This is a genomic window from Streptomyces sp. NPDC006798 (assembly GCF_040635975.1).
Lineage (GTDB): Bacteria > Actinomycetota > Actinomycetes > Streptomycetales > Streptomycetaceae > Streptomyces.
Map to the genome: position 1 here is coordinate 1 of NZ_JBEYIS010000071.1, position 26,040 is coordinate 26,040.

A 26,040-nucleotide genomic window follows, 5' to 3' on the forward strand; every position below is an offset into this window, starting at 1 on the left:
GGAGCCGGCAACCGGAGAGGAAGGTTGATAAGCCACCCCGACAGCCTCCCACCCACACACCCACCACACCCACCGAACTTACGAAAAGATCAGTAAGGGCTGTCCCGTAATCCGCGGCGGATCGGCGCACGGCGTCAGACGCGGTGCGTCGCACGGCGGAGAGCCGTCCTCGTACTGGGCGTATTCGGGCGATTCGACAACGCGGTGAAGTGCCGTAGCCGTCGTCGTGCGCCCGCCGGGGATTACGGGACAGCCCTGAGGGTGCTCGCGACCGGGTCCGGCGCGTCTCCGTGGCCGGAAACAGACCGCACCCGGGCCGTTGTGGACGCCGTGCTCGGCGGGCCGCGGACCGGGTGCGGAAAGCTGACCGGCGCGACCCGCGAAGGCGCGGGTCCGGCCGGCCGGAGGCGATCAAGCCTGCTTGGTCTCCCAGAAGATCTTGTCGATCTGGGCGATGTAGTCCAGCGCCTTCTGGCCCGTCGCCGGGTCGGTGGACGCCTTCGCGGCCGAGAGGGCCTTGAGGGTGTCGTTGACCAGCTGGTGCAGCTCCGGGTACTTCTCGAAGTGCGGGGGCTTGAAGTAGTCGCTCCACAGCACCGAGATGTGGTGCTTGGCGAGCTCGGCGCGCTGCTCCTTGATGACGGTGGCGCGGGCGCGGAAGTGGGCGTCCTCGTTGGCCTGGTACTTCTCCTGGACGGCCTTGACCGACTCGGCCTCGATACGGGCCTGGGCGGGGTCGTAGACACCGCAGGGCAGGTCGCAGTGGGCGCTGACCTTCACCTTGGGTGCGAACAGGCGGGAGAGCATGGAGCAGTCCTTCCTCGTGATCGTCTTCTCAGGAGTGGACATTACTCCGTGGGGATACGGTTTTCGCGGCTGGCCCTGAGGCTTACGACAAAAGTCCGGGGCGCCGTCGGACCCCCGGCGGAACGTACCGTGGGGCGTGCCCGGAGGAGGCGCCGGGCGGGACCGGGACACGGAGGTGGCGGATGAGTGAGCCGGAGCGGGCGGCGGCGCCGTTCGGTCTCGCGGAGGTGACGGGTCCTTCGATGTACCCGACGCTCCGCCACGGGGACCGGCTGCTGGTGCACTACGGGGCGCGGGTACGGCCGGGGGACGTGGCCGTACTGCGCCATCCGCTCCAGCAGGACCTGCTGATCGTGAAACGTGTGATGGAGCGGCGGGACGGCGGCTGGTGGGTACTCGGCGACAATCCGGGTGCCGAGGGCGACAGCCGGGTGTTCGGTGCCGTCCCGCCGGAGCTGCTGCTCGCCCGGGTCCGGGCCCGGTACCGGCCCCCGGAGCCGGGTCAGCGCCGGCGGCGCGCGACGGTCCGGTGGCTGTTCTCCGCCGTCCGGCCGGTCCGCTCGGACTGTTCGGTGCTCTCCTCGCTCTTTTCGGTCTCGCGGCGCTTGCGGGCGCGGTAGGCGGCCACGTTGGCCCGGGTGGCGCACCGGTCCGAGCAGTAGCGGCGGGACCGGTTGGTCGAGGTGTCGAGATAGGCGTTGCGGCAGGGCGCGGCCCCGCAGAGGCCGAGCCGGTCGACCCCGTACTGGGTGAGATGGATCGCCAGGCCCATCGCGGCGATCGCGGCGTATCCGGCGGTGGCGTTCGAGGGGTGCTCGGCCAGATGCATATGCCAGTCCGGGCGGCCGTCGGCGTCCCGCTGGTCGTGGCCGGAGATCTGCGGGCTGACCGGGAACTCCAGCAGCAGGGAGTTGAGCAGGTCGACCGCGCCGACCTCGTCGCCCTCGGCGGCCGAGGTGAAGACCGCCCGCAGCCGTCCTCGTACGGCCCGGAACCGGGTCACGTCCGCGTCCCCGGCCCGGCGGGCGGCCTGGGAGTCGGGGCCGAACAGCACCCGGATCGCCTCCACCGAGGTGAGGGCGTCCTTGCCGCGTCCGGGCTCCTCGGTGTTGACCAGGCGTACGGCAGCTTCGGCGTAAGAGGCCAGTTCCACTAGTAGTCCTTACGGGGGTGGTCTGGGGTCGGGGGCGGGGGAGCGTAATGGGCGATTCTCGGATCAGGGTATTACGGGCGCCGCCTTCGCCGCCCAGGATCCCGTACTCGCCGCCCCCGCCGCACGCCGTTCGGCGATGTCCGCCGGGCCGCCCGGCGGCGACCCGGGGCCGGAGCGGCGGGGGCGGGGGGCCCGGACGTACTGCGGGGAGCCGGTCCGGACGTGCGGCGGGGGCGGTACGGAGATCCCCGTACCGCCCCCGCCGATGCGTTCCGCCAGGTCAGAGCACCTTCGACAGGAACGCCTTCGTCCGCTCGTGCGCCGGATTCGTCAGTACGTCCCGCGGATGGCCGGACTCGACCACCTTGCCGTCGTCCATGAAGACCAGCGCGTCGCCCACCTCGCGCGCGAAGCCCATCTCATGGGTGACCACGATCATCGTCATCCCCTCCTCGGCGAGATCGCGCATCACGTCCAGTACGTCGCCCACCAGCTCGGGGTCGAGCGCCGACGTCGGCTCGTCGAAGAGCATCAGCTTGGGCTCCATCGCCAGTGCCCTGGCGATCGCCACCCGCTGCTGCTGCCCGCCGGAGAGCTGCGACGGGTAGTGCTCCGCCCGGTCGGCCAGGCCCACCCGGTCCAGCAGCCGCAGCGCCCGCTCCCGGGCCACGATCCGCGTCTCGCCCTTGACCTGCATCGGCGCTTCCATGATGTTCTCCACCGCCCGCATATGCGGGAAGAGGTTGAACCGCTGGAAGACCATCCCGATGTCGCGGCGCTTGAGGGCGACCTCGTTGTCCCGCAGCTCGTAGAGCTTGTCGCCCTTCTGCCGGTAGCCGACCAGCTCGCCGTCGACGTACAGCCGCCCGGCGCTGATCTTCTCCAGATGGTTGATGCAGCGGAGGAAGGTCGACTTGCCGGAGCCCGAGGGCCCGATCAGACAGAAGACCTCCCGGGGAGCCACCTCCAGATCGATGCCCTTGAGGATATGGGCGGCGCCGAAGGACTTGTGGACGCCCTCGGCCTTCACCATGGCGTTCATCGGGCGCCTCCCGCGGCGGTGGTACGACGGCCGGAGCCGGAGAACAGATTGGCCCTGACGCGCTGCCAGGGGGTGGGCGGCAGGGCGCGCTGCGAGCCGCGGGCGTACCGCCGCTCCAGGTAGTACTGGCCGACGCTGAACACACTGGTCATCACGATGTACCAGAGGGAGGCGACGAACAGCATCTCCATCACCGCGTACGACGTCGAACCGATCTGGGACGTGGTCCGCATCAGCTCGCCGTACGTCACCACATAGACCAGGGACGAGGTTTTGAGCAGATTGATGAACTCGTTGCCCGTCGGCGGGATGATCACCCGCAGCGCCTGCGGCAGCACCACCCGGCGCATCGTCTTGGACTGGGTCATGCCCAGCGCCTGCGACGCCTCCGTCTGGCCCTGGTCGACCGAGGTGATGCCCGCCCGGACGATCTCCGCCATGTACGCGGCCTCGTTGAGGCCGAGCCCCAGCAGGGCGCACATGAACGGCGTCATGACGTCCGTCATCTCGTCCCGGTAGACGCCGGGGATGTCCAGATACTTGAAGATCAGCGCCAGGTTGAACCAGAGCAGCAGCTGGACGTAGACCGGGGTGCCGCGGAAGAACCAGATGTAGAGCCAGGCGACCGTACTGGTCACCGGGTTCTTCGAGAGCCGCATCACGGCCAGGACGACACCGAGCACCACACCCAGCGCCATCGCCAGCACACTGATCCACAGGGTCTTGCCGGCGCTCTCGACCACCTGCTGGTCGAAGGCCATATCGCCGACCGTGCCCCACTTGATGTCGCCGGTCGCGAACGCGTAGACCAGTGCGGCCAGCAGCCCGATGACCACGACACCGCTGATCCAGCGGCCCGGGTGGCGGACCGGGATCGCCTTGATCGCCTCGGGCGGCGGAGACCCGTCGGGGTCCGCCGCCGAGCCGGTGCCGGGGGTACGGTCCGCGAGGTCCGCGGACTTCACGAACATGTCCGGGCGCGAGCTGTCGGTACTGTCAGTCACGGTGACTGCCCTTCGGGGGAGTCGTTCGGGGAGTTACGAGCGGTGGAACGGCGGATGTCACTTGCCGCCGTTGATCGCGGCCTTGTCGATGGCCCCGCTCTCGGCGCCCCACTTCTTCAGCACCTTCGCGTACGAACCGTCCGCGATGATCGCGTCGACGGCCTCCTTCAGGGCGTCCCGCAGCGCCGTGTTGTCCTTGTTCACGGCGATCCCGAACGGACCGGCGTCGATCTGGTCGCCGACCACCTCGAAGGCGTTGCCGTTGTCGGCCTTGCGGGAGAGGTCGAGGGCGACCGGGTAGTCGTTGACACCGGCCACCGCGCCACCGGACTTCACCCGGGTCTGCGCCTCCGTGTCGTTCTCGAAGGGCTCGATCTTCACGGCGGGCTTGCCCGCGTCCTTGCACGCCTTCGACTGGGTCTGGAGCGCCTTCTCGTACGTCGTGCCCCGCTGCACGGCCGCCGTCTTGCCGCACAGGTCCCCGATGGACTTGATGCCCTGGGGGTTGCCCTTCTTGGTGTAGACGGCGGTCCCGGCGAGGAAGTAGTCGACGAAGTCGACGCCCTTGCCGAGCTTCTTGCCGTTCTCGTCCAGGCCCTCCTGGCGCTGCTTGTTGTCCGTGATGGACGACATCGCGATGTCATGACGGCCGGTGTTGAGGGCGGTGATCAGCCCGTCGAAGGAGCCGGAGGTGAACTCGAACTTCACCCCGAGCTTCTTGCCCAGCTCGGCGGCGATATCCGGGTCGACCCCGACGATCTTGCCGTTCTCGACCGACTCCATCGGGGCGTACTCGGCATTCGTGCCGACCTTGATGACACCGGACTTCTGGTACTTCTCCGGCAGCTTGCCGAAAAGGGGCGCGCTGCTGGAGGCGCCGTCGCCGCCGGCCTTCTCCTTGGAACCGCTGTCGGTCTGGTCGCCGCAGCCGGTCAGCAGCAGCAGGGAACCGGCGACCGCGGCGGCGCCGACCGCCGCGAACCGGGAGGAGCGGGACTTCCGGTGCGGAGCGGTGGTCGGGGTGCGCATGGAGCGTGCGGTCATGTCGGGGATCCTCCGGAGTCTCAGGGGGCAGCCATTTCTGGTCGCGTACGGATCTTCTGGTCGCGTACGGAGCGCGTACGGGTGGTGTACGAGCCGCGTGCGCGACCGGGGGCGCGCGGGTCGCGGACGCGCTCCCGGCAGGCCGGGAAACGGGTCTTCGAGCAGGTCTTCGACCGCCGCGACCTTGTGTGTTTCCGGCATCTTGCCATTCGGACGGGCACCTTCAGGGGCCCGCGCATGTCAAAATCGGATAACGGGAGACCCCCGACGCCGCAGGCCGGTACCGAGCGACCGGACCATTCGCGGGAATCATCCCTTCCGGCCGGAAGATCTGCTGCCATGGAACAGGTATGGCCGCCATTCGGCGCCGGAAACCGGCGTGTCATGATTTTTCGGTGTGAGGGACGACGTGTCATATCGATTCGGGTCGCCTGGCGCGATATGGACTCGTCCTTCACGGTCACGTTCCGGTAAGAAGGACTGTTACACCCCTCATCCGGGGCTCAGGGCGCGTGTGCGGCGCGCCCGCGTGTACGAGGCTGCTTCGGCCGGGCGGACCAGACCGCCGGGGCCGGGTGCGTACACGGTGCCCGCTCAACCCTCCTCACCAGGAGCGGAAACCCTCAACCGATGAAGATTTAAGGGGTCAACCCAATGGCAGCGGAGATTGTCAATCCTCGCAGCGACAGCGAGGTCACCGGCGCCGCCGGTAGTACGGAGGAGGCCGGTGCGGCGGCCCCCGAGGAGCCCTTCGATCCGGTGTTCGCGCTCCACCGCGGCGGAAAGATGGCCGTCACGGCCACCGTGCCGCTCCGCGACAAGGACGATCTGTCCCTCGCGTACACCCCCGGCGTCGCCAAGGTCTGCAGCGCCATCGCCGAACGCCCCGAACTGGTCGACGACTACACCTGGAAGTCCGGCGTCGTCGCCGTCGTCACCGACGGCACCGCCGTCCTCGGACTCGGGGACATCGGTCCCGAGGCGTCGCTGCCCGTGATGGAGGGCAAGGCGATCCTCTTCAAGCAGTTCGGCGGAGTCGACGCGGTGCCGATCGCGCTCGCCACCAAGGACACCGACGAGATCATCGAGACCATCGTCCGGATGGCCCCCTCCTTCGGCGGGATCAACCTGGAGGACATCTCCGCGCCCCGCTGCTTCGAGATCGAGCGCGGGCTCCAGGAGCGGCTCGACATCCCCGTCTTCCACGACGACCAGCACGGCACCGCCGTCGTCACCCTGGCCGCGCTCCGCAACGCCGCCAAACTCACCGGGCGCGAGCTGGGCGAACTCCGCGCCGTGATCTCCGGCGCGGGCGCGGCGGGCGTCGCGATCGCCAAGTTCCTGCTCGCCGCCGGGATCGGCGACGTCGCCGTCGCCGACCGCAAGGGCGTCGTCAGCCGCGACCGCGAAGACCTCACCCCCGTCAAGCGCGAGCTGGCCGAACTCACCAACAAGGCCGGGCTCGGCGGCTCCCTGGAGAGCGCGCTCGCCGGAGCGGACGTCTTCATCGGCGTCTCCGGCGGCACGGTGCCGGAGGCGGCCGTCGCCTCCATGGCACCCGGCTCCTTCGTCTTCGCCATGGCCAACCCCAACCCCGAGGTCCACCCCGACATCGCGCACAAGTACGCGGCCGTCGTCGCGACCGGCCGCAGCGACTTCCCCAACCAGATCAACAACGTGCTCGCGTTCCCCGGGATCTTCGCCGGGGCGCTCCAGGTCCGGGCCCCCCGGATCACCGAGAGCATGAAGATCGCGGCGGCGAACGCGCTGGCGGACGTCGTCGGCGACGCGCTCGCGGCGGACTATGTCATCCCGTCCCCGTTCGACGAGCGGGTGGCCCCCGCAGTGGCCGCGGCCGTCGCGGCGGCGGCCCGCGCGGAGACGCCTCCCGCCGCGGGGTAACCCGTCTCCCGGACCGCCTGGCCCGGCCCGGTGCCCCCGTCACCGGGCCGGGCCCCGCGCGGAGACGCCTCCCGCTGTGGGGTAACCCGTCTCCCGGACCGCCTGGCCCGGCCCCGGTGCCCCCGCCACCGGGGCCGGGCCCCGCGCTGCGCTTTCGGCGCCTCGGCCCTCCGGGTGAGCGCCACGACCCGGGCCGCGCCCGGCGGCTGATTCTTGTTCGCGGTCTGCGGCCCGTCTGTGGCAGGTCTCGCAGTTCCCCGAGCCCCTGGATCCCCTGCTTTCCGCCCCTGCGATGGGGGCGCCCTCCGGGCGGGGGGTGGTGCCTCCGCCGGTGGTGTTTCGACCGCGGGCCGTAGTGGGCTTGTCGCGCAGTTCCCCGCGCCCCTGACCACCTCCCCGGCACCGCCCTCGTAAAGGGGGACGGGCCCCGTCAGGGGCGCGGGGAACTGCGCGGGCAACCCGCCACCGGCCAGCGGGTGGACCACCGACACCAGGTGGCAGCATCCCCTCCCCGGGACGGGCTTCAGCACCAGGGGGCAGGTGCGGTCGGCGTGGTCGGGGGGTGCGGGGTCGCCCCCTGGGGGTCCCCCCCCAAGGCAGCTTTGGGGGAGGATGGCGGAAAAGAAACGGGTCTCCTAAAGAAGACCCTCACTTCCGCCGTCCGTGAGGAGGTGAGCCCGGAGGCCACCGACCCTCCCGCCACAGAACAAGACCGCCCGCATACCGCTGGAGCAACGGTCACAACGTCAACAGCCCCGCCGGCGCCTGAGGCGCGAAGACCCCGCACGAGGCGGGCAGCCCCACACCAGGCGCCCCGACGCGGCGCACCCCACAGCGGGAGGCGCCCCCGCCGGTGCCTGAGGCGCGAACGGCCCCGCACGAGGCGGGGAGCCCCGGCACCAGGCGCCCGGGGGCGCGAGGCCAAGCGACCCGCCTGGCACAGGCAACCCGAGCGCGAAGGGCCCCCGGGACCAGGAACCCCACAGCGGGAGGCGTTCGTCACAGGCGAGGCGGGTTTCTCCCCGCCTCCCGCCCCCCTACTGTCGGGGCATGTTCGCCGCCTATGCCGCACATATCGATCGTGAGAATCCGCTCGACGGCCTTCGGCTGGGGGAGCGTCCCGAGCCCGAGGCGCGGGCGGGGTGGACCACCGTCACCGTTCGGGCCGCGTCGCTCAATCACCATGACCTCTGGTCGCTGCGGGGTGTCGGGCTGCCGGAGGGGAAGCTGCCGATGATCCTCGGCTGCGACGCCGCCGGGGTGGATCCCGACGGCAATGAGGTCGTACTGCATTCGGTGATCGGGCAGAGCGGCCACGGCGTGGGCCCCCGGGAGCCCCGGTCCTTGTTGACCGAGCACTATCAGGGGACCTTCGCGGAGCGGGTCGCCGTACCGGCGTGGAATGTGCTGCCGAAGCCGAAGGAGCTGAGCTTCGAGGAGGCGGCCTGTCTGCCGACGGCCTGGCTGACGGCGTACCGGATGCTTTTCACGAACGCGGGTGTCCGGCCGGGTGATTCCGTGCTGGTGCAGGGCGCGGGCGGCGGGGTCGCGTCGGCCGCGATCGTGCTGGGGCGGGCCGCCGGGCTGCGGATGTACGCCACGAGCCGTGACCCGGTCAAGCGGGTCCGCGCGGTGGAGCTGGGCGCGGAGGAGGCGTTCGAGCCGGGGGCCAGGCTGCCCCGCCGGGTGGACGCGGTGATCGAGACGGTCGGCGCGGCGACTTGGTCGCATTCGGTGAAGTGTCTGCGTCCCGGCGGCACTTTGGTGATCTCGGGTGCGACGAGTGGTGACCGGCCCGCCCATGCCGAGCTGACGCGGATCTTCTTCCTGGAGCTGAAGGTCGTCGGTTCGACGATGGGTTCCAAGGACGAGTTGGAGGATCTGTTGTCGTTCTGCGCGGCGACCGGGGTCCGGCCGGTGATCGACCGGGTGCTTCCGCTGTCCCGGGCCCGGGAGGGGTTCGAGCGGATGGCGGAGGGCGAGCTGTTCGGGAAGATCGTCTTCACGCCCTGATCCGCCGACGCCGCACGGCCGTCCCGGCACCGCCGCCCGCCCACCGCCGTCAATCAAGGTTGACGCCCGGGGGGTGTCAATCTAGATTGACAGTTATGACTGAGGCAACCGATCTCGCCGAGCGCGCGGGCGACCGCGACCCCCGGGTAGGGCTGCGGGCGGTCGCCGCGCTGCGGCGGCTGCTGGAGCAGCTGGAGGCCGTCCAGGTCCGCGGCGCCCGTAACCAGGGCTGGTCGTGGCAGGAGATCGCCGCGGAGCTGGGGGTCAGCCGGCAGGCCGTGCACAAGAAACACGGGAGGCGTTGATGTTCGAGCAATTCACCGAAGAGGCCCGTCGCGTGGTGACGGAATCGGTCGGGCACTGCCGACGCGCGGGGGAGCCGTCCGTCACCGACGAACATCTGCTGCTGGCCCTCCTCGACCAGCGGGGGAGTCGTACCTCCTTCGCCTTCGCGGCGCTCGGGGTCGCCGACCGGCGGGCCTCCGTGGAGTCCGCCCTCGGCGACGCCCGGCGCCGGGGCGGGCTCTCCCGCTCGGAGACGGAGGCTCTGGCCGGGCTGGGGATCGATGTGGACCGGGTGGTCGAGACCGCGGAGGCGGCCCACGGCCGGGCCGCGCTCGCCCCGGCCGGGTTCGTCCGCCGCCGGCTGCTCCGGGACCACCGTCCCTTCTCGCCGGCCGCCAAGAACGCCCTGACGAAGTCCCTGCGGATCGCCGTGGGCCGGGGTGACCGGCGGATCGGCGGCGAGCACGTACTGCTGGCCCTGACGGCGGGGCACGGCGTGGTCGCGGAGGTCCTCGCCGACCACGGCGCGACGTATACGACGGTGGAACGGGCGATGTTCGGCGAGGGCGGCGGAGCCGGGGGGAACCTCCGCCGTACCGCCTGACCGCCGTATCGCCCGACCGTCGCGGCGTCCCGGCCGGCTACCCGTCGTCGCCGGGCTTCCCGCCCCGGTGGAGCAGGGCCGCGATATGCGCCGCCGCCGTCGACAGATGGCGGCGGGCCTCGCCGAGCTGGGGTTCCGTGACGCCGTGGTCCCGCGCCGCGTCCCGGATGTCGTCGCGGAAGCGGTCCAGCAGGCGGTCGAGGTCCCGGGCCGGGTCGCCGGTGGACGTCAGATCGCCCGGCCAGTCGGGCGGCGGCGCGGCTTCCGTGGCCTCGTACGGCTCCGGAGCCCCTGCGGATCCCTCCGTCTCCGCCGACTTCGACGGTTCGGTCCCGGACGGTTCGCCCCCGGACGGTTCGAACGGTTCGGACGACTCCGGGGACCCGCACCCCCGCGGCGTCCGCGCCGCCCCGCCCAGCCGGACCGAGAGCCGGGTCGCCAGATCGGAGAGCCCGTCCTGGAACCCGTTCGGCCAGTCGCCCCGGGTGAAGTGGTCCTGTACCTCCTGGGCGATCCGCTCCACCTCCGTACGCGCCATGTCCTGGGCCTCCTTGGCCTGGCGGCGCGCCTGACCGGCCTCCTCGCGGGCCTTTCGGATCTGCTCCTGCCAGTCGCGGGTGGCCTTGCGCCACTCCTCCTTGGACGAGTCCGACGCGGTCCTGGTCCGGGAGGTCGCCGCGCGTACCTCGTTACGGAGCCGGCCCGCCGCGCCGCGTACGTCGTCGCGGATCTCCGCCGCCAGCTCGGAGACCGACTCCCTGATCTCCCGCTCCAGATCGTCCAGCTCACCGCTGCGCCCGGCCAGCTCGGCCCGGCCCGCCTCGGTGATCGAGTAGACCTTGCGGCCCCCCTCGGTGGCATGTGTGACCAGGCCCTCGGCCTCCAGCTTGGCCAGCCGGGGGTAGACCGTGCCCGCCGAGGGCGCGTACAGCCCGTGGAACCGCTCCTCCAGCAGCCGGATCACCTCGTAGCCGTGGCGCGGGGCCTCGTCGAGGAGCTTGAGCAGATAGAGCCGCAGCCTGCCGTGGGCGAAGACGGGGGGCATGTCAGAGCACCTTCTTCCGGGTGTCCCGGGGCGTCGGCCCGGCGCTCCCGGCGGTCCCGGCGGTCCCCGTGGAGGGCGCCGACGGGGCGCGCAGCAGTGCGATGGAGCCGGAGACGGATGTCGCCTTCAGAGAGCCCGTTCCCGCGCCGAGGGTTCCGGAGATCTTCTTCGCCCCCCAGGCGTCGGTGACCCGCAGGGCGTCGAAGGCGCTGGCGATCGAGCCGCCCGAGGTCTCCGCGGTCACCCGGGCGTCCGCCGGATACGGCAGCCGGACCGCGACCTCACCCGAGACCGTGGAGAGCGTCAGTTCGGTCGGGGCGGCCGGGCCCGGGATCCCGTCCGGTTCGTCCCGGTCGCGGGCCGCGAGGTCGAGCACCAGATCGCCGCTGACGGTCTCGGCCCTGACCCGGCACCCGGCGCTCTCGATCACGGTCAGATCGCCGGAGACCGAGTTGAACCGCAGCGCGCCGGTGACGGACTGCGCCTCCAGGGCGCCGGTGACGGTCTCGGCGGTGACCGGCCCGGAGAGCCGGACGAGCGTCGTCTCGCCGCTGATGCCCCGGACGTTGGTGGCGCCCGCGATCCCGGAGACCACCGCGCCCGCGCCGACGGTGCCGACGTCCACGGCGGCGTCCCTCGGTACGGTCAGGGTCACCGCGACCCGCCGTTGCCAGCCCTTGCGGTCGAGCCACTTGAGCCAGCTCTTCCAGGGCAGGTCCTCGTAGGCGACCGTCAGCCGTCCGCCGTCCCGGGTGACGATCAGCGGTGGGCCCTCGACGGCCGACACCTCCAGCCGGGCGGAGTTCCCGTCGGTGCCGACGACGTTCACCGTTCCGTTGACGATCCGAACGTCGAGCGCGGTCACGGGGGCGTCGAAGTCGAGCCTGCGCGGCTCCGAGACCTCCCATGTCGATACTGTCATCGCTTTGACCTCCCGTAACGGCCGGATCCCACCGGGGCTACAACGCAATATATCGCGTCTGGCAGAGGAGACGCTATATCGTGAGTTCTGGTTGCTCCGGGCCGTACGGCACCCCGGCCCGCTCGCCCGGCTGCCGGGCAGAACCGGTCAAACCCGGGTGAGTGGCCTAGCGTGAGAGATATGAACGCGACAGCCGTGGGCGCTCTGCTCCTCTGCCGGGCCGAGCCCTCCGCCGTACGCTCCCCCGCCCAGCTGCTGCGCGAGCCGCAGCTCCTCGTCCCCGCGGGCGCCGAATGGAGCGCTCTCGTCCCCGAAGGCGCCGCCTGGGACGACGGCGAACCCGTCGACCGGGTCGTCGCGGGCTGGGCCGTCGCCCTCGCCGTCGCGGTCGGCCTCGGCAGACCCGTACTGGCGCTCTGGTGGGACACCGAACGCGTCGGCTTCACCCTGGCATCCGGATTCCGCCGTCCCGTCGGCTACGTCTGGCTCGCCGACGGCACCCCGGCCGGGGAGGACGAGGCGATCACCACCTTCGCCGCCCGGCTCGGCCTCGACCCCGTCATCGACGTCCAGGCGCTGGCCCCGCTCACCCGGGAGAACCCCGACGCCGACGGCGCCGACCGGCTGCGCGGGCTGCTCGCCGTACTCTCCCGCGCCGGGCTCGAACTCCCGCCCGGACTCGTCCCCGGACGCACCCCCGCCAGGCTGCACGCCGTCGCCGCGGCGCGCGGCGCGCAGACCGTGGAGTGGGCGGGCTGGCGCGACGCCGTACGGACCGAACTGCACGCCGTCGAGGAGAGCTTCGACCACTGGCTGCGCGAGCCCCGCGACCGGACCGGCCCCAAAGTCCTCGGCGCCGCACAGATCGCGGTCGGTGTCCCCCTGACGATCTGGGCCCTGCGGGGCGGCCGGAGTGCGGGGCGGAGCGGCTGGGCGGTGGCGGGAGCGGTCCTCACGGCTCAGGGTCTGTTGCTCTGTCGCTGCTCGCGGAGTTCCCCACGCGTCTGAAGCTCCTCCGCCGAGCCGCCTGCGGAGGGGGCGCCGCCCTCCGGGTGAGGCCCGCGCCTTCCGTCCTGCCGGGTGGGTGTTGTCGGGCGACCGCGCGCGGTCGGTGGCTTGTCGCGCAGTTCCCCGCGCCCCTAAATGCTCTCCCCGGCGCCGCCCCGGAAAGGCTCCGCCCCTCCCTGGAAGGGCTCCTTCACAAGGGCGGTCAGGAGGGCAACCAGGGGCGCGGGGAACTGCGCGACCAGCCACAGGCGGTCCGCAGGCCGCGAACAAGATCAGGCCGCCGGGCGCGGCCCGGGTAGTGGGCGGTGCCCCGGAGGGCCAAGGCGCTGGGGGTCCCCCCATTGCCGAAGGCATAGGGGGCGGAACTGCGCGACCAGCCACAGGCGGTCCGCAGGCCGCGAACAAGATCAGGCCGCCGGGCGCGGCCCGGGTCTTGGAGCTCGCCCGGAGGGCTACTCGTCGTCGTCCTCGTCGTCGAGGCGCGCGAGCCACGTCGCCAGGCGTTCCACCGGGACCTCGAAGTCCGGGTTGAGATCGACGAAGGTACGCAGCTGCTCGGCGAGCCACTCGAAGGTGACCTCCTCCTCGCCGCGCCGCTTCTCCAGCTCCTCGATGCCGCGATCGGTGAAGTACAAGACATGCTCCCGGGACGGATGGGGGACTACCTCTTCAGGTTACGGCCGCGCGCCCGCGCAACCGGACGGGGTATGCCGGTCGTCGCCGTGGTCGCACCACCCGGGCGGCGCGGTACCGCCCCGGGCCGCCGCCCAGATCGGGGGATTCGGTGAACGGACGTGTGCAGCAGATCGAACTGCCCGGGGGAGCCGTCGTGCTCGCCCGGCTGACCGCCGCGGAGGGCAGCGGCTACGGGGACGACGACGAGGACGTCGGCTTCGTCGCGAACGCCACGGCCAAGGTGGAGCGGCTCCAGCGGCTGATCACCGAGGTCGGGGCGTCCGTACTGAGCGCCGCGGCGGCGGCCGGGCCCGACGAGGCCAGTGTCACCTTCGGGGTGGAGCTGACGGCGAAGTCGGGGGCGGCGCTGGCGGTCCTCGCCTCCGGGGAGAGCAAAACATCAATACAGGTCACCCTGGTCTGGCACCTCAAGGACCAGCCGACCGGCCGGCGGACCGACCGGCCGACGGGCCCGCCGGAGGCCCCCGGTACCCCGCCCCCCGCCCCGGGCGGTGACGGCGGGACGGCGCCCGCGTGACGCCCGCCGAGTCCGATCCCGTCATCGACGCGCTGCTGCGCGCCGCGACCGTCCACATCGGGGGCACCCATCCGGCCCCTCTGTGGGGCACCGGTTTCTTCGTCGCCCCCGGTCTCGTCCTCACCTGCGCGCATGTCCTCGCACCCCATCTGCGGGGGGACCTCGCACGGCCCGTCGTGGTCGCCGGGCCCGAGCTGAACGGCGGCGAGCCGCTGGAGGCCCGGCTCCACCGCTGGCTCCTGGACAGCGGCCCGCTGCCCGAGCACAAGGTTCCCCTGGAGCGGGACCTCGCCCTGCTGCGGCTGCTGGACCGGGACGCCGAGCACGAGTGCGTCTGGCTGACGGACCGTACCGACTATCCCGGCGGCCCGGGTGTCGTCCAGGGCTACCGGCCCGGCGAGGACGACCGCCCGGCCCGGGCCGTGCCGTGGAAGGCGACCGCCCGGATCAACGGCTTCGACGACGCGTACGGCCTGCGGATCCGGCCCGAGGCCGAGTTCCCCAGGGGCGGCTCCGGATCGCCCGTACTGGACGCGTACACCGGCGCGGTCGTCGGCGTACTCAAGTCGCGGCGCGCCGGGCGGGACGGCGGTACGGCGATCGCGGTCACCGCGCTCCGCCGCTTCGGCGCCGACTACCAGGCGCTGACCTCGGCGCACGACCGCTGGCACGGCCGGTCGCCGAAGATCACCGGCCACAACTGGATCGAGCGCCAGCACCGGCTCCCCGGTGCCGGGGTGCGGACCGGCGGGGATCTGTGGGGACCCCGCGACCGCCGGGAGGCCCTCGCCCGGCTCGCCGCCGTCCATCCGCCGGACGGCATCAGGCCCGTCGTGGAGCTGGCGCGGAAGGCCCGGGGCGGGGTGGCCGCGCCGCCCGGCCAACTGCCGCCGCACACCTGGCGCGACGGCCACGGACTGCTCTACGAGGCCGGACAGCCAGCCGCCGCGATCGCCGCCCTGCACTATCTCCAGCTCGTCGCCGAGTACGAACGCGCCCGGGGCGGCGATCCGGCGGCCCTCACCGACTGGGTCGCCCGGCGGCTCGACGACGTACCCCGGATCGTGCACACCGTCGTCACCCAGGCCACCCTGCCGCCGGGGCTGCTCCACCCGGCGGGCCCCGGCGGCGCGCCCGGGGCCCGGGACGGCGGCGGCGCCGACCACCGGATCGTGCTGCGCCATCCGCTCCCCGGCGACGGCCGGGCCGTCGTGGTCGTCGAACTGGAGCCCGTCGCCGACGCCCCCACCCCCCGCTTCTACTGGCGGATCAGGGCCGACGACGGCCAGGAACTCGACGAACCGCTGCACGAGGAGCAGACCGGCGACGGCGTACCGCCCGAACGGCTCGTGGCGGAGCTGCGCGGCCCCCTCGCCGAGGTCTTCGCCGCACTCGACGTGCCCGGTGCGCCCGCCCCGCTGGAAGTGGCCCTGCCCGCCGACCACTTCGACACCGCCGTACACCGCTGGCAGCTCACCGAGATGGCCCGGCTCCACCATCCGGCGTATGTCGGGGTACGCCGGTCGGTGGTGCTGCGGGATATCACCAGACGAGGCGAACCGGACCCCGTCTGGTGCGAGCGCTGGCACCGCCTGTCGGCCGCCGCCAAGCTCACCGCCTGCCGTACGCCGCCCCCGCGCCAGGTCCCCCGGGTCCGCCAACTGGTCGAGATGGCGCCCGCCGGGATCCCCGTCCTGTGCCGTCCGGCGGGCAGCGGCGCCGGGCGCCGGACGATGGGAATGGCGCTGGCCGCGGGCCACGGCGTGGCCCTCTGGCATACCGACATCCACCCCGACACCGGCTGCGGCGACTTCTGCGACGAGGTCCACCGGGGCGCCGAACTGATGCTCTCGGCGGCCGGTGGGGCCGATGAACTCCCGGACCGGCTCCGCCGGATCAGGGACGACATCAGCGGCAGCCGGAACAGCGGCCACTGGGCGGAGGGCGTCGCCCTGCTCTACGACGATCCGCGCCGACCCCTTCCGGCGGACGGCGAAGGGCCCGTCGACTCGCCCTGAGTGCCCCGGTGGAGCCGTGGCCACGACGACCGCCACAGCGGTAGCGCCGGTCCGCGACCGCCACGGCCCCGACCGTCCGCTCCGACGGGCGGCCGGGGACGAGCGGCGTGCCCGGGACCGGCCGACCGGGCACCGAGGGGAGAACCGGGATGACGACATCCGGAGAACGTCCGGAAATCGACGTCGTGCGGCACAGGGAGCCCCACACCTGCCCTGACCACGGCCGGAACGCCCCCGGCCGACCCGGACGGGGCGACTCCTCATGAGGAGACCTCGGACAAGACCCGGCCCGCGGTCATGGGACGGCCCGGAGCAGGGAATACACCCCACGTTGCCCGCCACCGGTCCCCGGCCGCCGACAAGGAGCGAGCGATGGACGACGACTGGCTGATCTACCGCGGTGTCGGGGCGCCGGACCCCGACCGGATCCGGCGGCTCCCACCGCCCCCGCCGTGGCGCGCCTTCACCGGCGAGCCGCTGCCCGACCCCGCGCCGCCCGTCGACAGCTCCTCCACCCGGCGGCTCGGCACCCGGGTCGGCGCGCCCCCGGCCCATGACGCCGAGGCCCTGCGCCTCATCAACGCCGCGCTCTATCTCCGCCGCCCCCTGCTGGTCACCGGCGAACCCGGCTCCGGCAAGTCGACCCTCGCCCACGCCATCGCCCATGAACTCGGCCTCGGCCGGGTGCTCCAGTGGCCCGTCGTCAGCCGGACCGAACTCCGCGACGGGCTGTACACCTACGACGCCATCGGCCGCCTCCAGGACGCCCAGCTCGCCGAACGGGAACCCCGTACCCCCGAGTCGATCGGCGCGTACATCAGACTCGGCCCGCTCGGTACGGCCCTGCTGCCCGCCGAACGGCCCAGGGTGCTGCTCGTCGACGAACTCGACAAGAGCGATATCGACCTCCCCAACGATCTGCTGATCGTCCTGGAGGAGGGCGAGTTCACCCTGCCCGAACTGGAACGCGCCGCGGACCGGCCCGGCCACGAGGAGGTCCGGGTCCTCACCGACGACGGCCGCCGGGTGCCGGTGCGCGGCGGCCGGGTCCGCTGCCGGGCCTTCCCGGTCATCGTCATGACCAGCAACGGGGAGCGCGACTTCCCCGCACCCCTGCTGCGGCGCTGCGTCCGGCTCCACCTCGACCCGCCGCGCGACGAACGCCTCGCGTCCATGGTCCGGGCCCACTTCGGCGCCGGGGCCGACGAACGGCACCTCGACCTGATCGCCCGGTTCACCCGCGAGGACGGCGACGGGGAGCTGCGCCCCACGGACCAACTGCTGAACGCGATCTACCTCTCCCAGGCCGCGGTACGTTCCGACCCCGCGCGCCGGGAGGAGATCGCCGCCCTGCTGATGCGCCCGCTCGACACCCGGCAGCGGTGACCCCGTGCCCGCCGACCGCGCCCGGCGCCCCGACCGCCCCACACCGCCGACGAGCGGCCCGCCGGAGCCGCCGGAGCCGCCGCCGGGCCCGTACGCCCCGCCGGACGGGATGCCCATGGCGCGGGGCGCCCGGCACGGGCGTGTGCCACCGCCGCCCGGGGAGAGCCCGGCGGGACCGTCGGCTGTGCGGGGCGGCGAGCCCTCCGGGGCGGCCACGGGGCCGGATCTCCCGGACGCGGGGTCCGGGCGCCCGCCGACGCCGTTCGGGGAGGTATCGCCGGGCGGGCGCGGTGGTCGGCGGCCGGGGACGTCCGGGACGGAGGACACGGGCGCCGCGTCGGCCGGTGCCGGGGAGGAGCGCGTACCGGGACCGTCCGGCGTACGGGACGGGCGCCCGCCGCCGGGGGAGACCCCGCCCGGCGGGTCCGGGAGCGTCGTACCGGAAGCGGTCGGGCCCGGCACCGGCGAGGGGCACGGGCCGGGTTCCCGGGGCGGCGGACACGAAACCGGCCCGTCCGGCCCGGCCCGGGATGCCCTGGTCGCCCTGGTCGCGCGGTTGCGGGAGGCCGGGGCGAGGCCCTCCGCCGAGGAGCTGGCCGACGCCCTGTGGCTCGCCGCGTACGTGCCGGGCACCGCGCCCGGGGCCGTAGCGGCGGACGGAGCCGGGCCCGTACAGCCCGGCCCGCCGCGGGCCGAGGAACCGGGGCCGCCCCGGGACCCGGCCGCCGGGACCGCCGAGCCCCGGCCGGGTGCGGGGCGGATCGGGCTGTACGGGCCCGCCCAGGCCGAGGCCGCGTACGGGATCACCGCCGACGGCCGGACCCGGACCGTGTCCGTGCCCGCCCCCGCCGCCCTGCCGGACGCCCCCGCCCTCGAACGGGCCCTGCGCCCGCTCCAGCGCTACCGGCCGCCCGTCCGCGCCGTCCACCGCGAACTCGACGAGATCGCCACCGCCGACCGGGCCGCCGACACCGGGATCGTCGTCCCCGTCCTGGCCGCCGTCCGCCGCCGGGAGGCCCGGATCGCCCTCGTCATGGACGAGTCCAGCTCCAACGTCGTCTGGTCCGGCGCCCTCGACGAACTGCGCCGGATCTGCGAGCGCGCCGGAGCCTTCCGCGAAGTCACCGTCCACCGGATCGGCGCGGACGACCCCCTCCCCACCCATCTCGCCGACCCCACCGGACACCGCCTCACCGTCGTCCTCAGCGACTGCGCCGGACCCCTGTGGCGCGGCGGCCGGATGCAGCGGCTGCTGCACACCTGGGCCGCCACCGCGCCCGTCTGCGTCGTCCAGCCGCTGCCGCAGCGCATGTGGGGACGGACCCATCTGCCCGCCCGCCCCGGACTGCTGCGACGGCGCGAAGGACCGGCCGGACGGCTGGAGTTCGTCCCGCGCGGCACCGACACCCCGGCCGCCGGGATCCCCGTTCCCGTCCTCGCCCCCCGCCGGTCCTCCTTCGACGCCTGGGCCCGGCTCGTCGCGGGCGCCACCGGACAGTCCCTCGACGCCGCCGCCGCGACCGTCACCGCCGACCATCCGCCCACCGCCGCCCGGCCCCGCGCCGAACGCCGGATCGACCCGGCCCGGCGCGTCCGGGACTTCCGCCGCACCGCCTCGCCCGCCGCCGCGCGACTCGCCGTCTACCTCTCCGCCGTACCGCTCGTCCTGCCCGTCATGCGGCTCGTCCAGCGCGCCATGCTGCACCGCACCGGGCCCGACGTCCTCGCCGAGGTCCTCCTCAGCGGGCTGCTCCGGCGCGACGACCGGACCACCGCCGACGCGACACCCGCCGGGGCGGCCCGCGACCCGGCCGACGGGCCCGGCTACGCCTTCCTCGACGGCGTACGGGAGGAACTCCTCGGCCGGCTCGGCGCCGGAACCGCCGCCCTCGTCCTCGAACACTGCTCCGACTACGTCGAGTCGCGGTACGGGCGGAGCGTCCGCAACTTCCCCGCCACCGCCGCGGCCTTCCTCTCCGGCGCCGTCGACCCCGCCGAGGCCCGTACCGCCGTACCGGCGCTCGGTCACCGTCCTGGCTCCGGCCTCGGCTCCGGTCCGGGTCCCGGCTCCGGTGCCGACCAGCCCAGGCTGTGGGCCTTCGCCCAGGTCTCCACCCAGGTACTGCGGCGGCTCGGCGGACCCCCGCCCACCGCGACACCCCCCGGAGACCGGACCGGGACCACCGAAGGACCCGACGGGCTCGCCGCCCGGGCCCGCGCCTGCCTCGACCACTTCGGCGAGTACGGCACCGTACGCGAACTCGACACCGCCATCCGGCTCCTCGGCTCCGCCACCCACGCCGAACGGCGCCCCGCCCGGCGTGCCGCGCTCTCCGGCGAACTCGCCGAAGCCCTGCTCAGACGGTGGTATCTGCGGCCCGTACCGGAAGACCTGCCGGAGGCGCTCGACGCCGCGCAGAACGCCCTCACCGACGCCCTCGACGGGCACCTCACCCTCGCCCGGGTGCTGGAGATCATGGCGGACGAGGTCGTCGCGGGCCGCCTCAGCGCCAAGCTCCTCCCCGAATGGGTGGCCGTACGGTCCGCCGCGCTCGGCGGCGAGGCCCCCGGCGGTCCCTTCGGCCCCGGTGGCGGGCCCGAACCCGCCCTCACCGCGACCGTCCTCCTCACCGCCGCCGACACCGGCGTCGCCGAACTCACCGAAGGCCCCGCCCGCTGGGACCCCGCCCTCCGCGACCAGGCCACCCCGCTGCGCGCCCGGGTCCTGCGACGGCTCGCCGTCACCGGAGCGGCCTACGGGCCGGGCGGCCCCGCCGACTGGTTCACCACCACCCTCGGAACGGCCGTCTCCGTCGTCGACGCCTACTGCGACGAAACCCTCACCGGACTCGACACCGCCGCGCACCCCGACTCCGACCTCGGCCGGGACCCCGCCGCTGCCGCCCGCCGCGACGCCCACCTGCTCCGGGGCGGGCTCCTCCTCGAACTCGCCCGCCACCACCGGGGCCGGGGACCCGTCCCCGCCGCGCGGCCCGACCCCGCCGCGTCCCGTACGCACGCCGCACGCGCCGCGGACGGGCTGCTCGCCGGGATCGACGCGACCAGCGGTGGCGGTGGTACTTCCCCGGCGGACGCGCGGGCGCTCGTCCGGATCTGGCTGGAGTACGCCGACGCCGTCGGGCTGACGTACGAACGCCTCGACGACGACGCCAGGCTCCGGATCCTCCAAGCCCTCGACCAGGCCCTCGACCAGGCCCGCCGGATCGCCGACCGCGACGAGACCGCCGAAGCGGACATCCTGCTGCGGATGGCCGGGCTGCTGGACGAGCGGTACGAGGCCGGCGGCAGCTGGGCGCACCGCGACTCCGTGATCGCCGCGTTCACCGAGGCCCTGCCGCTGCTGCCCCGGCACGACCCCGGCCGGGCCGGGGTCCTCACCTCCCTCGGGCGGCGGCTCGTCGAACGCGGCGTCGACAAGTCGGAGCCCGCGGACGTCCGGACCGCCGTACGGCATCTCCGCGGCGCCGTCGACCGGACCCCGGCCGGTGACCCGGCGCTCCCCGCCCGCCGGGCCCTCCTCGGCCACGCCCACCTCGAACGCTTCCGGGCCGACGGGACACCCGCCGACCTCCACGAAGCGGACTGGTCCCTCGGCGAGGCCGCCCGCACCGCCACGGACCCCGGCCTGGTGGCCGGAGCCTGCTGGAACCGGGCGCTCGCGGTCGCGTTCCTCGCGCACGGCTCCGGATCCTGGTCCGGGTTCGAGGTCCGGCTGGGGGACGCCGTCGCGCACCGGGAGCGGGCGGCGGGGGTGTCGCCGGAGCTGGTACGCCGCCTGGAGGCGGCGGAACGCACCCGCCTCCGCCGCCTCCCCCCGACCTCGGAGGCTCCCTCGGCCCTCCGCCCCCTCCTCCCCTGACGGCGGTCGTCCCTCCCCGGGCGGGGCGCGTCCCGCCCGGCCGGTGGCTTGTCGCGCGGTTCCGCCCCCTCTGCCTTCGGCATGGGGGACCCCCAGCGCCTTGGCCCTCCGGGTGAGGCCCACGCCACCCGCCGCCGGGCTGGTGTATCAGTCGCGCCTGCGGCCCGCCTGTGGCCGGTCGCGCAGTTCCCCGCGCCCCTAAACGCTCTCCCCGACCCGGCCATCAAGAGCCCCGGCCCTGTTGAAGAGGGGCCTGCCTCTTTGCGAGGGCGGTGAGGAGGGCAACCAGGCGTGCGGGGGAACTGCGCGACCGGCCGCAGACGGGCCGCGGTCGAAACTCTTCCGGAGGAAGCACTGTCCCTGCCCGGAGGGCGCCACCTTCCCGAGGGCGGCTCGGGGGAGGTGGTCAGGGGCGCGGGGAACTGCGCGAACAGCCACCGACGGCCCGCAGGCCGCGAACAAGAGTCAGTCGCTGGGCGCGGCCCGGGTAGTTCCGGGCGGTGCTCTGAGGAGCCAAGGCGCTGGGGTCCCCCCCATGCCGAAGGCAGAGGGGGCGGAACCGCGCGAGCAACCCATCACGGTCTGCGGACCGTGAACAGCACCGGGCCGCCGGGCGCGGCCCGGATAGTCGGGGTGGGGCCGCCGGGCCCGGGGAACGGGAAGGGCCCGGGCGGCTCCCCAAAAGGGGAGGCGCCCGGGCCCCGAGTTACCCGCAGCGGGAGGCGACTACGCGTCGAAGACCTCTTCGACCAGCTGCGCCTGCTCCGCCTGGTGCCGCTTCGCCGAGCCCACCGCCGGTGAGGAGCCGTGCGGGCGGGAGATCCGCCGCAGCCGCTCCCCGTGCGGGATGTCCGCGCCGACGGCCAGGTCGAGGTGGTCGATCAGGTTGAGCGCGATGAACGGCCACGCCCCCTGGTTCGCCGGCTCCTCCTGGGCCCACAGGTACTTCTCGGCGTTGGGGAACTTCGCGATCTCGGCCTGGAGTTCGGCGCCCGGCAGCGGGTAGAGCCGCTCCAGCCGGATGATCGCGGTGTCCGTGACGCCCCGCTTCTTCCGCTCCGCGTCGAGGTCGTAGTAGACCTTGCCGGAGGTGAAGACGACCTTGCGGACGGCCGTCGGGTCGACGGACTCGTCGCCGATGACCGGGCGGAACCCGCCGTTGAGGAACTCCTCCGTCTTGGACTGCGCGGCCTTGAGGCGCAGCATCGACTTCGGGGTGAAGACGATCAGCGGCTTGTGGTGCGGGTTGTGCACCTGCCACCGGAGCAGATGGAAGTAGTTCGACGGCAGCGTCGGCATGGCGACCGTCATGTTGTTCTGCGCGCACATCTGGAGGAAGCGCTCGGGGCGGGCGGACGAGTGGTCCGGGCCCTGGCCCTCGTAGCCGTGCGGCAGCAGCAGGGTGACGCCGGAGGTCTGGCCCCACTTCTGTTCGGCGGAGGAGATGAACTCGTCGACGACGGTCTGCGCGCCGTTGACGAAGTCGCCGAACTGGGCCTCCCACATGACCAGCGACTCGGGCCGGGCCAGCGAGTAGCCGTACTCGAAGCCCATCGCCGCGTACTCGCTGAGCAGGGAGTCGTAGACGTTGTAGCGGGCCTGCTCGTCGGTCAGGTAGAGCAGCGGGGTGTAGTCCTCGTTGGTCTCCTGGTCGACCAGGACGGCGTGGCGCTGGCCGAAGGTGCCGCGCCGGGTGTCCTGGCCGGAGAGCCGGACCGGGGTGCCCTCCATCAGCAGGGAGCCGATGGCCAGGGTCTCGCCCATGCCCCAGTCGATGGTGCCGTCCTCGACGGAGGCGGCCCGGCGCTGGAGCTGCGGCAGCAGCCGCGGGTGGACGGTGATGTTGTCCGGGATGTTGACCTGGGACTCGGCGATCCGCTTGACGACCTCCTGGGAGATCGCGGTGGTCACGGCGACCGGGAACTCGGCCTGCGGGTCGGGGACGTGCGCCGGGGCCGGGTGGCTGGTGGCCTCGCGGACTTCGGCGAAGACCTTCTCCAGCTGGCCCTGGAAGTCCTGGAGCGCCTGCTCGGCCTCTTCGAGGGTGATGTCGCCGCGGCCGATCAGGGACTCGGTGTAGAGCTTGCGCACCGAGCGCTTCTTGTCGATCAGGGCGACCATCTGCGGGTTGGTGAACTGCGGGTTGTCGCCCTCGTTGTGGCCGCGGCGGCGGTAGCAGATGAGGTCGATCACGACGTCCTTGTTGAACGTCTGACGGAACTCGAACGCCAGCCGGGCGACCCGGACGCACGCCTCGGGGTCGTCCCCGTTGACGTGGAAGATCGGCGCCTCGATCATCCGGGCGACGTCGGTCGCGTACATCGAGGAGCGCGAGGACTCCGGCGCGGCGGTGAAGCCGACCTGGTTGTTGATGACGACGTGGACGGTGCCGCCGGTGCGGTAGCCCCGCAGCTGGGACATGTTCAGCGTCTCGGCGACCACGCCCTGGCCCGCGAAGGCCGCGTCGCCGTGGAGGGCGACGGGGAGCACGGTGAAGTCGGTGCCGCCCTTGTTGATGACGTCCTGCTTGGCGCGGGCGACGCCTTCGAGGACCGGGTCGACGGCCTCCAGGTGGGAGGGGTTGGCGACCAGGGAGACCTTGATCTGCTCGCCGTCGAGGCCGGTGAAGGTGCCCTCGGCGCCCAGGTGGTACTTGACGTCGCCGGAGCCGTGCATCGACTTCGGGTCGAGGTTGCCCTCGAACTCGCGGAAGATCTGGGCGTACGACTTGCCCACGATGTTGGCGAGGACGTTGAGCCGGCCGCGGTGGGCCATGCCGATGACGACCTCGTCGAGGCGGGCCTCGGCGGCGGAGTCGATGACCGCGTCCAGCAGCGGGATGACGGACTCGCCGCCCTCCAGGGAGAACCGCTTCTGCCCGACGTACTTCGTCTGGAGGAAGGTCTCGAACGCCTCGGCGGCGTTCAGCCGGCGCAGGATCCGCAGCTGCTCCTCGCGCTCCGGCTTGGAGTGCGGGCGCTCCACCCGGTCCTGGATCCACTTGCGCTGCTTGGGGTCCTGGATGTGCATGAACTCGATGCCGGTGGTGCGGCAGTACGAGTCGCGGAGCACGCCGAGGACGTCCCGGAGCTTCATCAGGGTCTTGCCCGCGAAGCCGCCGACGGCGAACTCCCGCTCCAGGTCCCAGAGGGTCAGCCCGTGCTCGGTGATGTCGAGGTCGGGGTGCTTGCGCTGGCGGTACTCCAGCGGGTCGGTGTCGGCCATGACATGGCCCCGGACCCGGTAGGAGTGGATCAGCTCGAAGACCCGGGCGGCCTTGGTGACGTCGTCGTCGTGGGAGGCGTCGATGTCCTTGAGCCAGCGCACCGGCTCGTAGGGGATCCGCAGCGCCTCGAAGATGCCGTCGTAGAAGCCGTCCTCGCCGAGCAGGAAGTTCGCCACGACGCGCAGGAACTCGCCGGACGCCGCGCCCTGGATGACCCGGTGGTCGTAGGTCGAGGTCAGCGTCATGACCTTGGCGATGCCCAGCTTGTTCAGGGTGTCCTGGGAGGTGCCCTGGAACTCGGCGGGGTAGTCCATGGAACCGACGCCCATGATCACCGACTGGCCGGGCATCAGCCGGGGCACGGAGTGGACCGTGCCGAGGCCGCCGGGGTTGGTGAGGGAGACGGTGACGCCGGTGAAGTCGTCCATCGTCAGCTTGTTGCTGCGGGCCCGGCGGACGATGTCCTCGTACGCCTGCCAGAACTCGAAGAAGTCGAGGGTCTCGGCCTTCTTGATGGCCGCGACCACGAGCTGGCGGTCGCCGTTGGGCTTCACCAGGTCGATGGCGAGACCGAAGTTGACGTGCTCCGGCTTGACGAGGGTCGGCTTGCCGTCCTTCTCCGCGAACGACCAGTTCATCGACGGCATGGCCTTGAGGGCCTGCACCATGGCGTAGCCGATGAGGTGGGTGAAGGAGACCTTCCCGCCCCGGGCGCGCTTGAGGTGGTTGTTGATGACGATGCGGTTGTCGAAGAGCAGCTTCACCGGGACCGCGCGCACGGACGTGGCCGTGGGCACCTCCAGCGACGCGTTCATGTTCTTCGCGACCGCGGCGGAGGGGCCGCGCAGGGTGATCAGCTCGGGGCCTTCGCCGGAGCCGGCCGCCGGGGCGGCCTTCGCCGCGGGCTTGGCGGCGGTGGCGGGCTTCGCCGCCGGAGCCGGAGCCGGAGCCGGAGCGGCGGCCGGGGCCGGAGCCGTGGCGGCGGGCTTGGCCGGAGCGGGGGCCGCGGCAGGGGCGGGAGCCGCGGCGGCCGGGGTGGCCTGGGCGGCGGGTGCCGTCTGCTGGGCGGCGGGGGCGGGGACCGACGCCGGTGCCGGAGCGGTGGCGGCCGGGGCGGCACCGGCGGCGTCCGCCGGGGCCTCGGTGGTGTTCTTCCCACCCGGCTTGTAGTCGGCGAAGAAGTCCCACCAGGCGCGGTCTACCGAATCGCGATCCTGGAGGTACTGCTGGTAGATCTCGTCGACGAGCCACTCATTGGCACCGAAGGCGGCCGCGGGGCCCTGGCCCGGGGTGCCTTGGTCGGCCGAAAAACTGGCGTTACTGGGGGACTGAGACGACACGGCGGCAACCGCCCTCTTCCGCTTCACAAGGTGATGGACAGCGGAAATAAAGGCTACGCCTCCTGAGGCCCCAGATGCAGGCCGGGCCCGTCATCGTCGCGTAAGTCACATCGAAACTCGGGTTTCATTGCGAGGAATGGCGGGAAAC

General features: G+C 73.0%; 19 protein-coding genes. 10 read left to right on the top strand and 9 right to left on the bottom strand.

Annotation, left to right across the window (positions count from 1 at the left end):
• Positions 1-411: 411 nt before the first annotated feature.
• Complete coding sequence (sodN, locus tag ABZ714_RS31525) at positions 412-807, bottom strand: superoxide dismutase, Ni (protein WP_358828797.1); 396 nt, start codon at positions 805-807, stop codon at positions 412-414.
• A 182-nt stretch (positions 808-989) separates the two neighbouring features.
• Between sodN and sodX the strand changes: the two genes are divergently transcribed.
• Complete coding sequence (sodX, locus tag ABZ714_RS31530; RefSeq protein WP_358828774.1) at positions 990-1,427, top strand: nickel-type superoxide dismutase maturation protease; 438 nt, start codon at positions 990-992, stop codon at positions 1,425-1,427.
• Here sodX and ABZ714_RS31535 read toward each other — a convergent pair.
• From ABZ714_RS31535 to ABZ714_RS31550, 4 genes are all read right to left on the bottom strand, one after another.
• Positions 1,310-1,960 carry a CGNR zinc finger domain-containing protein gene (locus tag ABZ714_RS31535; RefSeq protein WP_358828775.1) on the bottom strand — a complete coding sequence of 217 codons (651 nt, stop codon included), beginning with the start codon at positions 1,958-1,960 and terminating at the stop codon, positions 1,310-1,312. The genes sodX and ABZ714_RS31535 overlap by 118 nt on opposite strands.
• 280 nt (positions 1,961-2,240) lie before the next feature.
• Entirely contained in the window at positions 2,241-2,993 is a 753-nt protein-coding gene (locus ABZ714_RS31540) for an amino acid ABC transporter ATP-binding protein (protein ID WP_358828798.1), read from the bottom strand.
• A 5-nt stretch (positions 2,994-2,998) separates the two neighbouring features.
• On the bottom strand, positions 2,999-4,006 hold the full coding sequence (locus ABZ714_RS31545; RefSeq protein WP_358828776.1) for an amino acid ABC transporter permease: 1,008 nt from the start codon (positions 4,004-4,006) through the stop codon (positions 2,999-3,001).
• Between the two features lie 57 nt (positions 4,007-4,063).
• Positions 4,064-5,050, bottom strand: coding sequence for an ABC transporter substrate-binding protein (locus ABZ714_RS31550; RefSeq protein ID WP_358828777.1), 987 nt, complete (start codon positions 5,048-5,050; stop codon positions 4,064-4,066).
• 654 nt (positions 5,051-5,704) lie between these two features.
• Between ABZ714_RS31550 and ABZ714_RS31555 the strand changes: the two genes are divergently transcribed.
• The 4 genes from ABZ714_RS31555 (at position 5,705) to ABZ714_RS31570 (ending at position 9,854) form a co-directional block, all read left to right on the top strand.
• Positions 5,705-6,952: an NADP-dependent malic enzyme gene (locus tag ABZ714_RS31555; protein WP_358828778.1), complete on the top strand. Its 1,248-nt coding sequence runs from the start codon at positions 5,705-5,707 to the stop codon at positions 6,950-6,952.
• 1,050 nt (positions 6,953-8,002) lie between these two features.
• Positions 8,003-8,965 carry a zinc-binding dehydrogenase gene (locus tag ABZ714_RS31560; RefSeq protein WP_358828779.1) on the top strand — a complete coding sequence of 321 codons (963 nt, stop codon included), beginning with the start codon at positions 8,003-8,005 and terminating at the stop codon, positions 8,963-8,965.
• 95 nt (positions 8,966-9,060) lie between these two features.
• On the top strand, positions 9,061-9,270 hold the full coding sequence (locus ABZ714_RS31565) for an HTH domain-containing protein (RefSeq protein WP_358828780.1): 210 nt from the start codon (positions 9,061-9,063) through the stop codon (positions 9,268-9,270).
• On the top strand, positions 9,270-9,854 hold the full coding sequence (locus ABZ714_RS31570; protein WP_358828781.1) for a Clp protease N-terminal domain-containing protein: 585 nt from the start codon (positions 9,270-9,272) through the stop codon (positions 9,852-9,854). Before ABZ714_RS31565 ends, ABZ714_RS31570 begins: the two co-directional genes overlap by 1 nt.
• Positions 9,855-9,891: 37 nt before the next feature.
• On the opposite strand, the gene ABZ714_RS31575 is transcribed toward ABZ714_RS31570, so the two are convergent.
• Together ABZ714_RS31575 and ABZ714_RS31580 are read right to left on the bottom strand one after the other, a co-directional pair.
• Complete coding sequence (locus ABZ714_RS31575; RefSeq protein ID WP_358828782.1) at positions 9,892-10,899, bottom strand: helix-turn-helix transcriptional regulator; 1,008 nt, start codon at positions 10,897-10,899, stop codon at positions 9,892-9,894.
• 1 nt (position 10,900) lies between these two features.
• A complete protein-coding gene (locus ABZ714_RS31580) occupies positions 10,901-11,821 on the bottom strand; it encodes a hypothetical protein (protein WP_358828783.1) in 921 nt (306 codons plus the stop codon).
• A 180-nt stretch (positions 11,822-12,001) separates the two neighbouring features.
• Here ABZ714_RS31580 and ABZ714_RS31585 point away from each other — a divergent pair, with 180 nt between their 5' ends.
• A complete protein-coding gene (locus tag ABZ714_RS31585) occupies positions 12,002-12,829 on the top strand; it encodes a hypothetical protein (protein WP_358828784.1) in 828 nt (275 codons plus the stop codon).
• Positions 12,830-13,281: 452 nt separating this feature from the next.
• On the opposite strand, the gene ABZ714_RS31590 is transcribed toward ABZ714_RS31585, so the two are convergent.
• Positions 13,282-13,464, bottom strand: coding sequence for a DUF6104 family protein (locus ABZ714_RS31590; protein ID WP_019075209.1), 183 nt, complete (start codon positions 13,462-13,464; stop codon positions 13,282-13,284).
• 149 nt (positions 13,465-13,613) lie between these two features.
• Here ABZ714_RS31590 and ABZ714_RS31595 point away from each other — a divergent pair, with 149 nt between their 5' ends.
• From ABZ714_RS31595 to ABZ714_RS31610, 4 genes are all read left to right on the top strand, one after another.
• Positions 13,614-14,042 (top strand): CU044_2847 family protein, encoded by a 429-nt coding sequence (locus tag ABZ714_RS31595; protein WP_358828785.1) that lies wholly within the window; start codon positions 13,614-13,616, stop codon positions 14,040-14,042.
• Positions 14,039-16,060 carry a trypsin-like peptidase domain-containing protein gene (locus tag ABZ714_RS31600; RefSeq protein ID WP_358828786.1) on the top strand — a complete coding sequence of 674 codons (2,022 nt, stop codon included), beginning with the start codon at positions 14,039-14,041 and terminating at the stop codon, positions 16,058-16,060. The genes ABZ714_RS31595 and ABZ714_RS31600 overlap by 4 nt, the downstream gene beginning before the upstream one ends.
• Before the next feature lie 372 nt (positions 16,061-16,432).
• A complete protein-coding gene (locus ABZ714_RS31605; protein ID WP_358828787.1) occupies positions 16,433-17,446 on the top strand; it encodes a MoxR family ATPase in 1,014 nt (337 codons plus the stop codon).
• Between the two features lie 556 nt (positions 17,447-18,002).
• On the top strand, positions 18,003-21,326 hold the full coding sequence (locus ABZ714_RS31610; protein ID WP_358828788.1) for an SAV_2336 N-terminal domain-related protein: 3,324 nt from the start codon (positions 18,003-18,005) through the stop codon (positions 21,324-21,326).
• Positions 21,327-22,052: 726 nt separating this feature from the next.
• On the opposite strand, the gene ABZ714_RS31615 is transcribed toward ABZ714_RS31610, so the two are convergent.
• Complete coding sequence (locus ABZ714_RS31615; protein WP_358828789.1) at positions 22,053-25,892, bottom strand: multifunctional oxoglutarate decarboxylase/oxoglutarate dehydrogenase thiamine pyrophosphate-binding subunit/dihydrolipoyllysine-residue succinyltransferase subunit; 3,840 nt, start codon at positions 25,890-25,892, stop codon at positions 22,053-22,055.
• Positions 25,893-26,040: the final 148 nt, after the last annotated feature.

Excerpts from the sequence above, each read along its gene's own strand:
- ABZ714_RS31585 (WP_358828784.1), top strand. The coding sequence starts at position 12,002 with ATGAACGCGACAGCCGTGGGCGCTCTGCTCCTCTGCCGGGCCGAGCCC.
- ABZ714_RS31540 (WP_358828798.1), bottom strand. The coding sequence starts at position 2,993 with ATGGTGAAGGCCGAGGGCGTCCACAAGTCCTTCGGCGCCGCCCATATC.
- sodN (WP_358828797.1), bottom strand. The coding sequence starts at position 807 with ATGCTCTCCCGCCTGTTCGCACCCAAGGTGAAGGTCAGCGCCCACTGC.
- ABZ714_RS31575 (WP_358828782.1), bottom strand. The coding sequence starts at position 10,899 with ATGCCCCCCGTCTTCGCCCACGGCAGGCTGCGGCTCTATCTGCTCAAG.
- ABZ714_RS31580 (WP_358828783.1), bottom strand. The coding sequence starts at position 11,821 with ATGACAGTATCGACATGGGAGGTCTCGGAGCCGCGCAGGCTCGACTTC.
- ABZ714_RS31550 (WP_358828777.1), bottom strand. The coding sequence starts at position 5,050 with ATGACCGCACGCTCCATGCGCACCCCGACCACCGCTCCGCACCGGAAG.
- ABZ714_RS31555 (WP_358828778.1), top strand. The coding sequence starts at position 5,705 with ATGGCAGCGGAGATTGTCAATCCTCGCAGCGACAGCGAGGTCACCGGC.
- ABZ714_RS31570 (WP_358828781.1), top strand. The coding sequence starts at position 9,270 with ATGTTCGAGCAATTCACCGAAGAGGCCCGTCGCGTGGTGACGGAATCG.
- ABZ714_RS31565 (WP_358828780.1), top strand. The coding sequence starts at position 9,061 with ATGACTGAGGCAACCGATCTCGCCGAGCGCGCGGGCGACCGCGACCCC.
- ABZ714_RS31560 (WP_358828779.1), top strand. The coding sequence starts at position 8,003 with ATGTTCGCCGCCTATGCCGCACATATCGATCGTGAGAATCCGCTCGAC.
- sodX (WP_358828774.1), top strand. The coding sequence starts at position 990 with ATGAGTGAGCCGGAGCGGGCGGCGGCGCCGTTCGGTCTCGCGGAGGTG.
- ABZ714_RS31605 (WP_358828787.1), top strand. The coding sequence starts at position 16,433 with ATGGACGACGACTGGCTGATCTACCGCGGTGTCGGGGCGCCGGACCCC.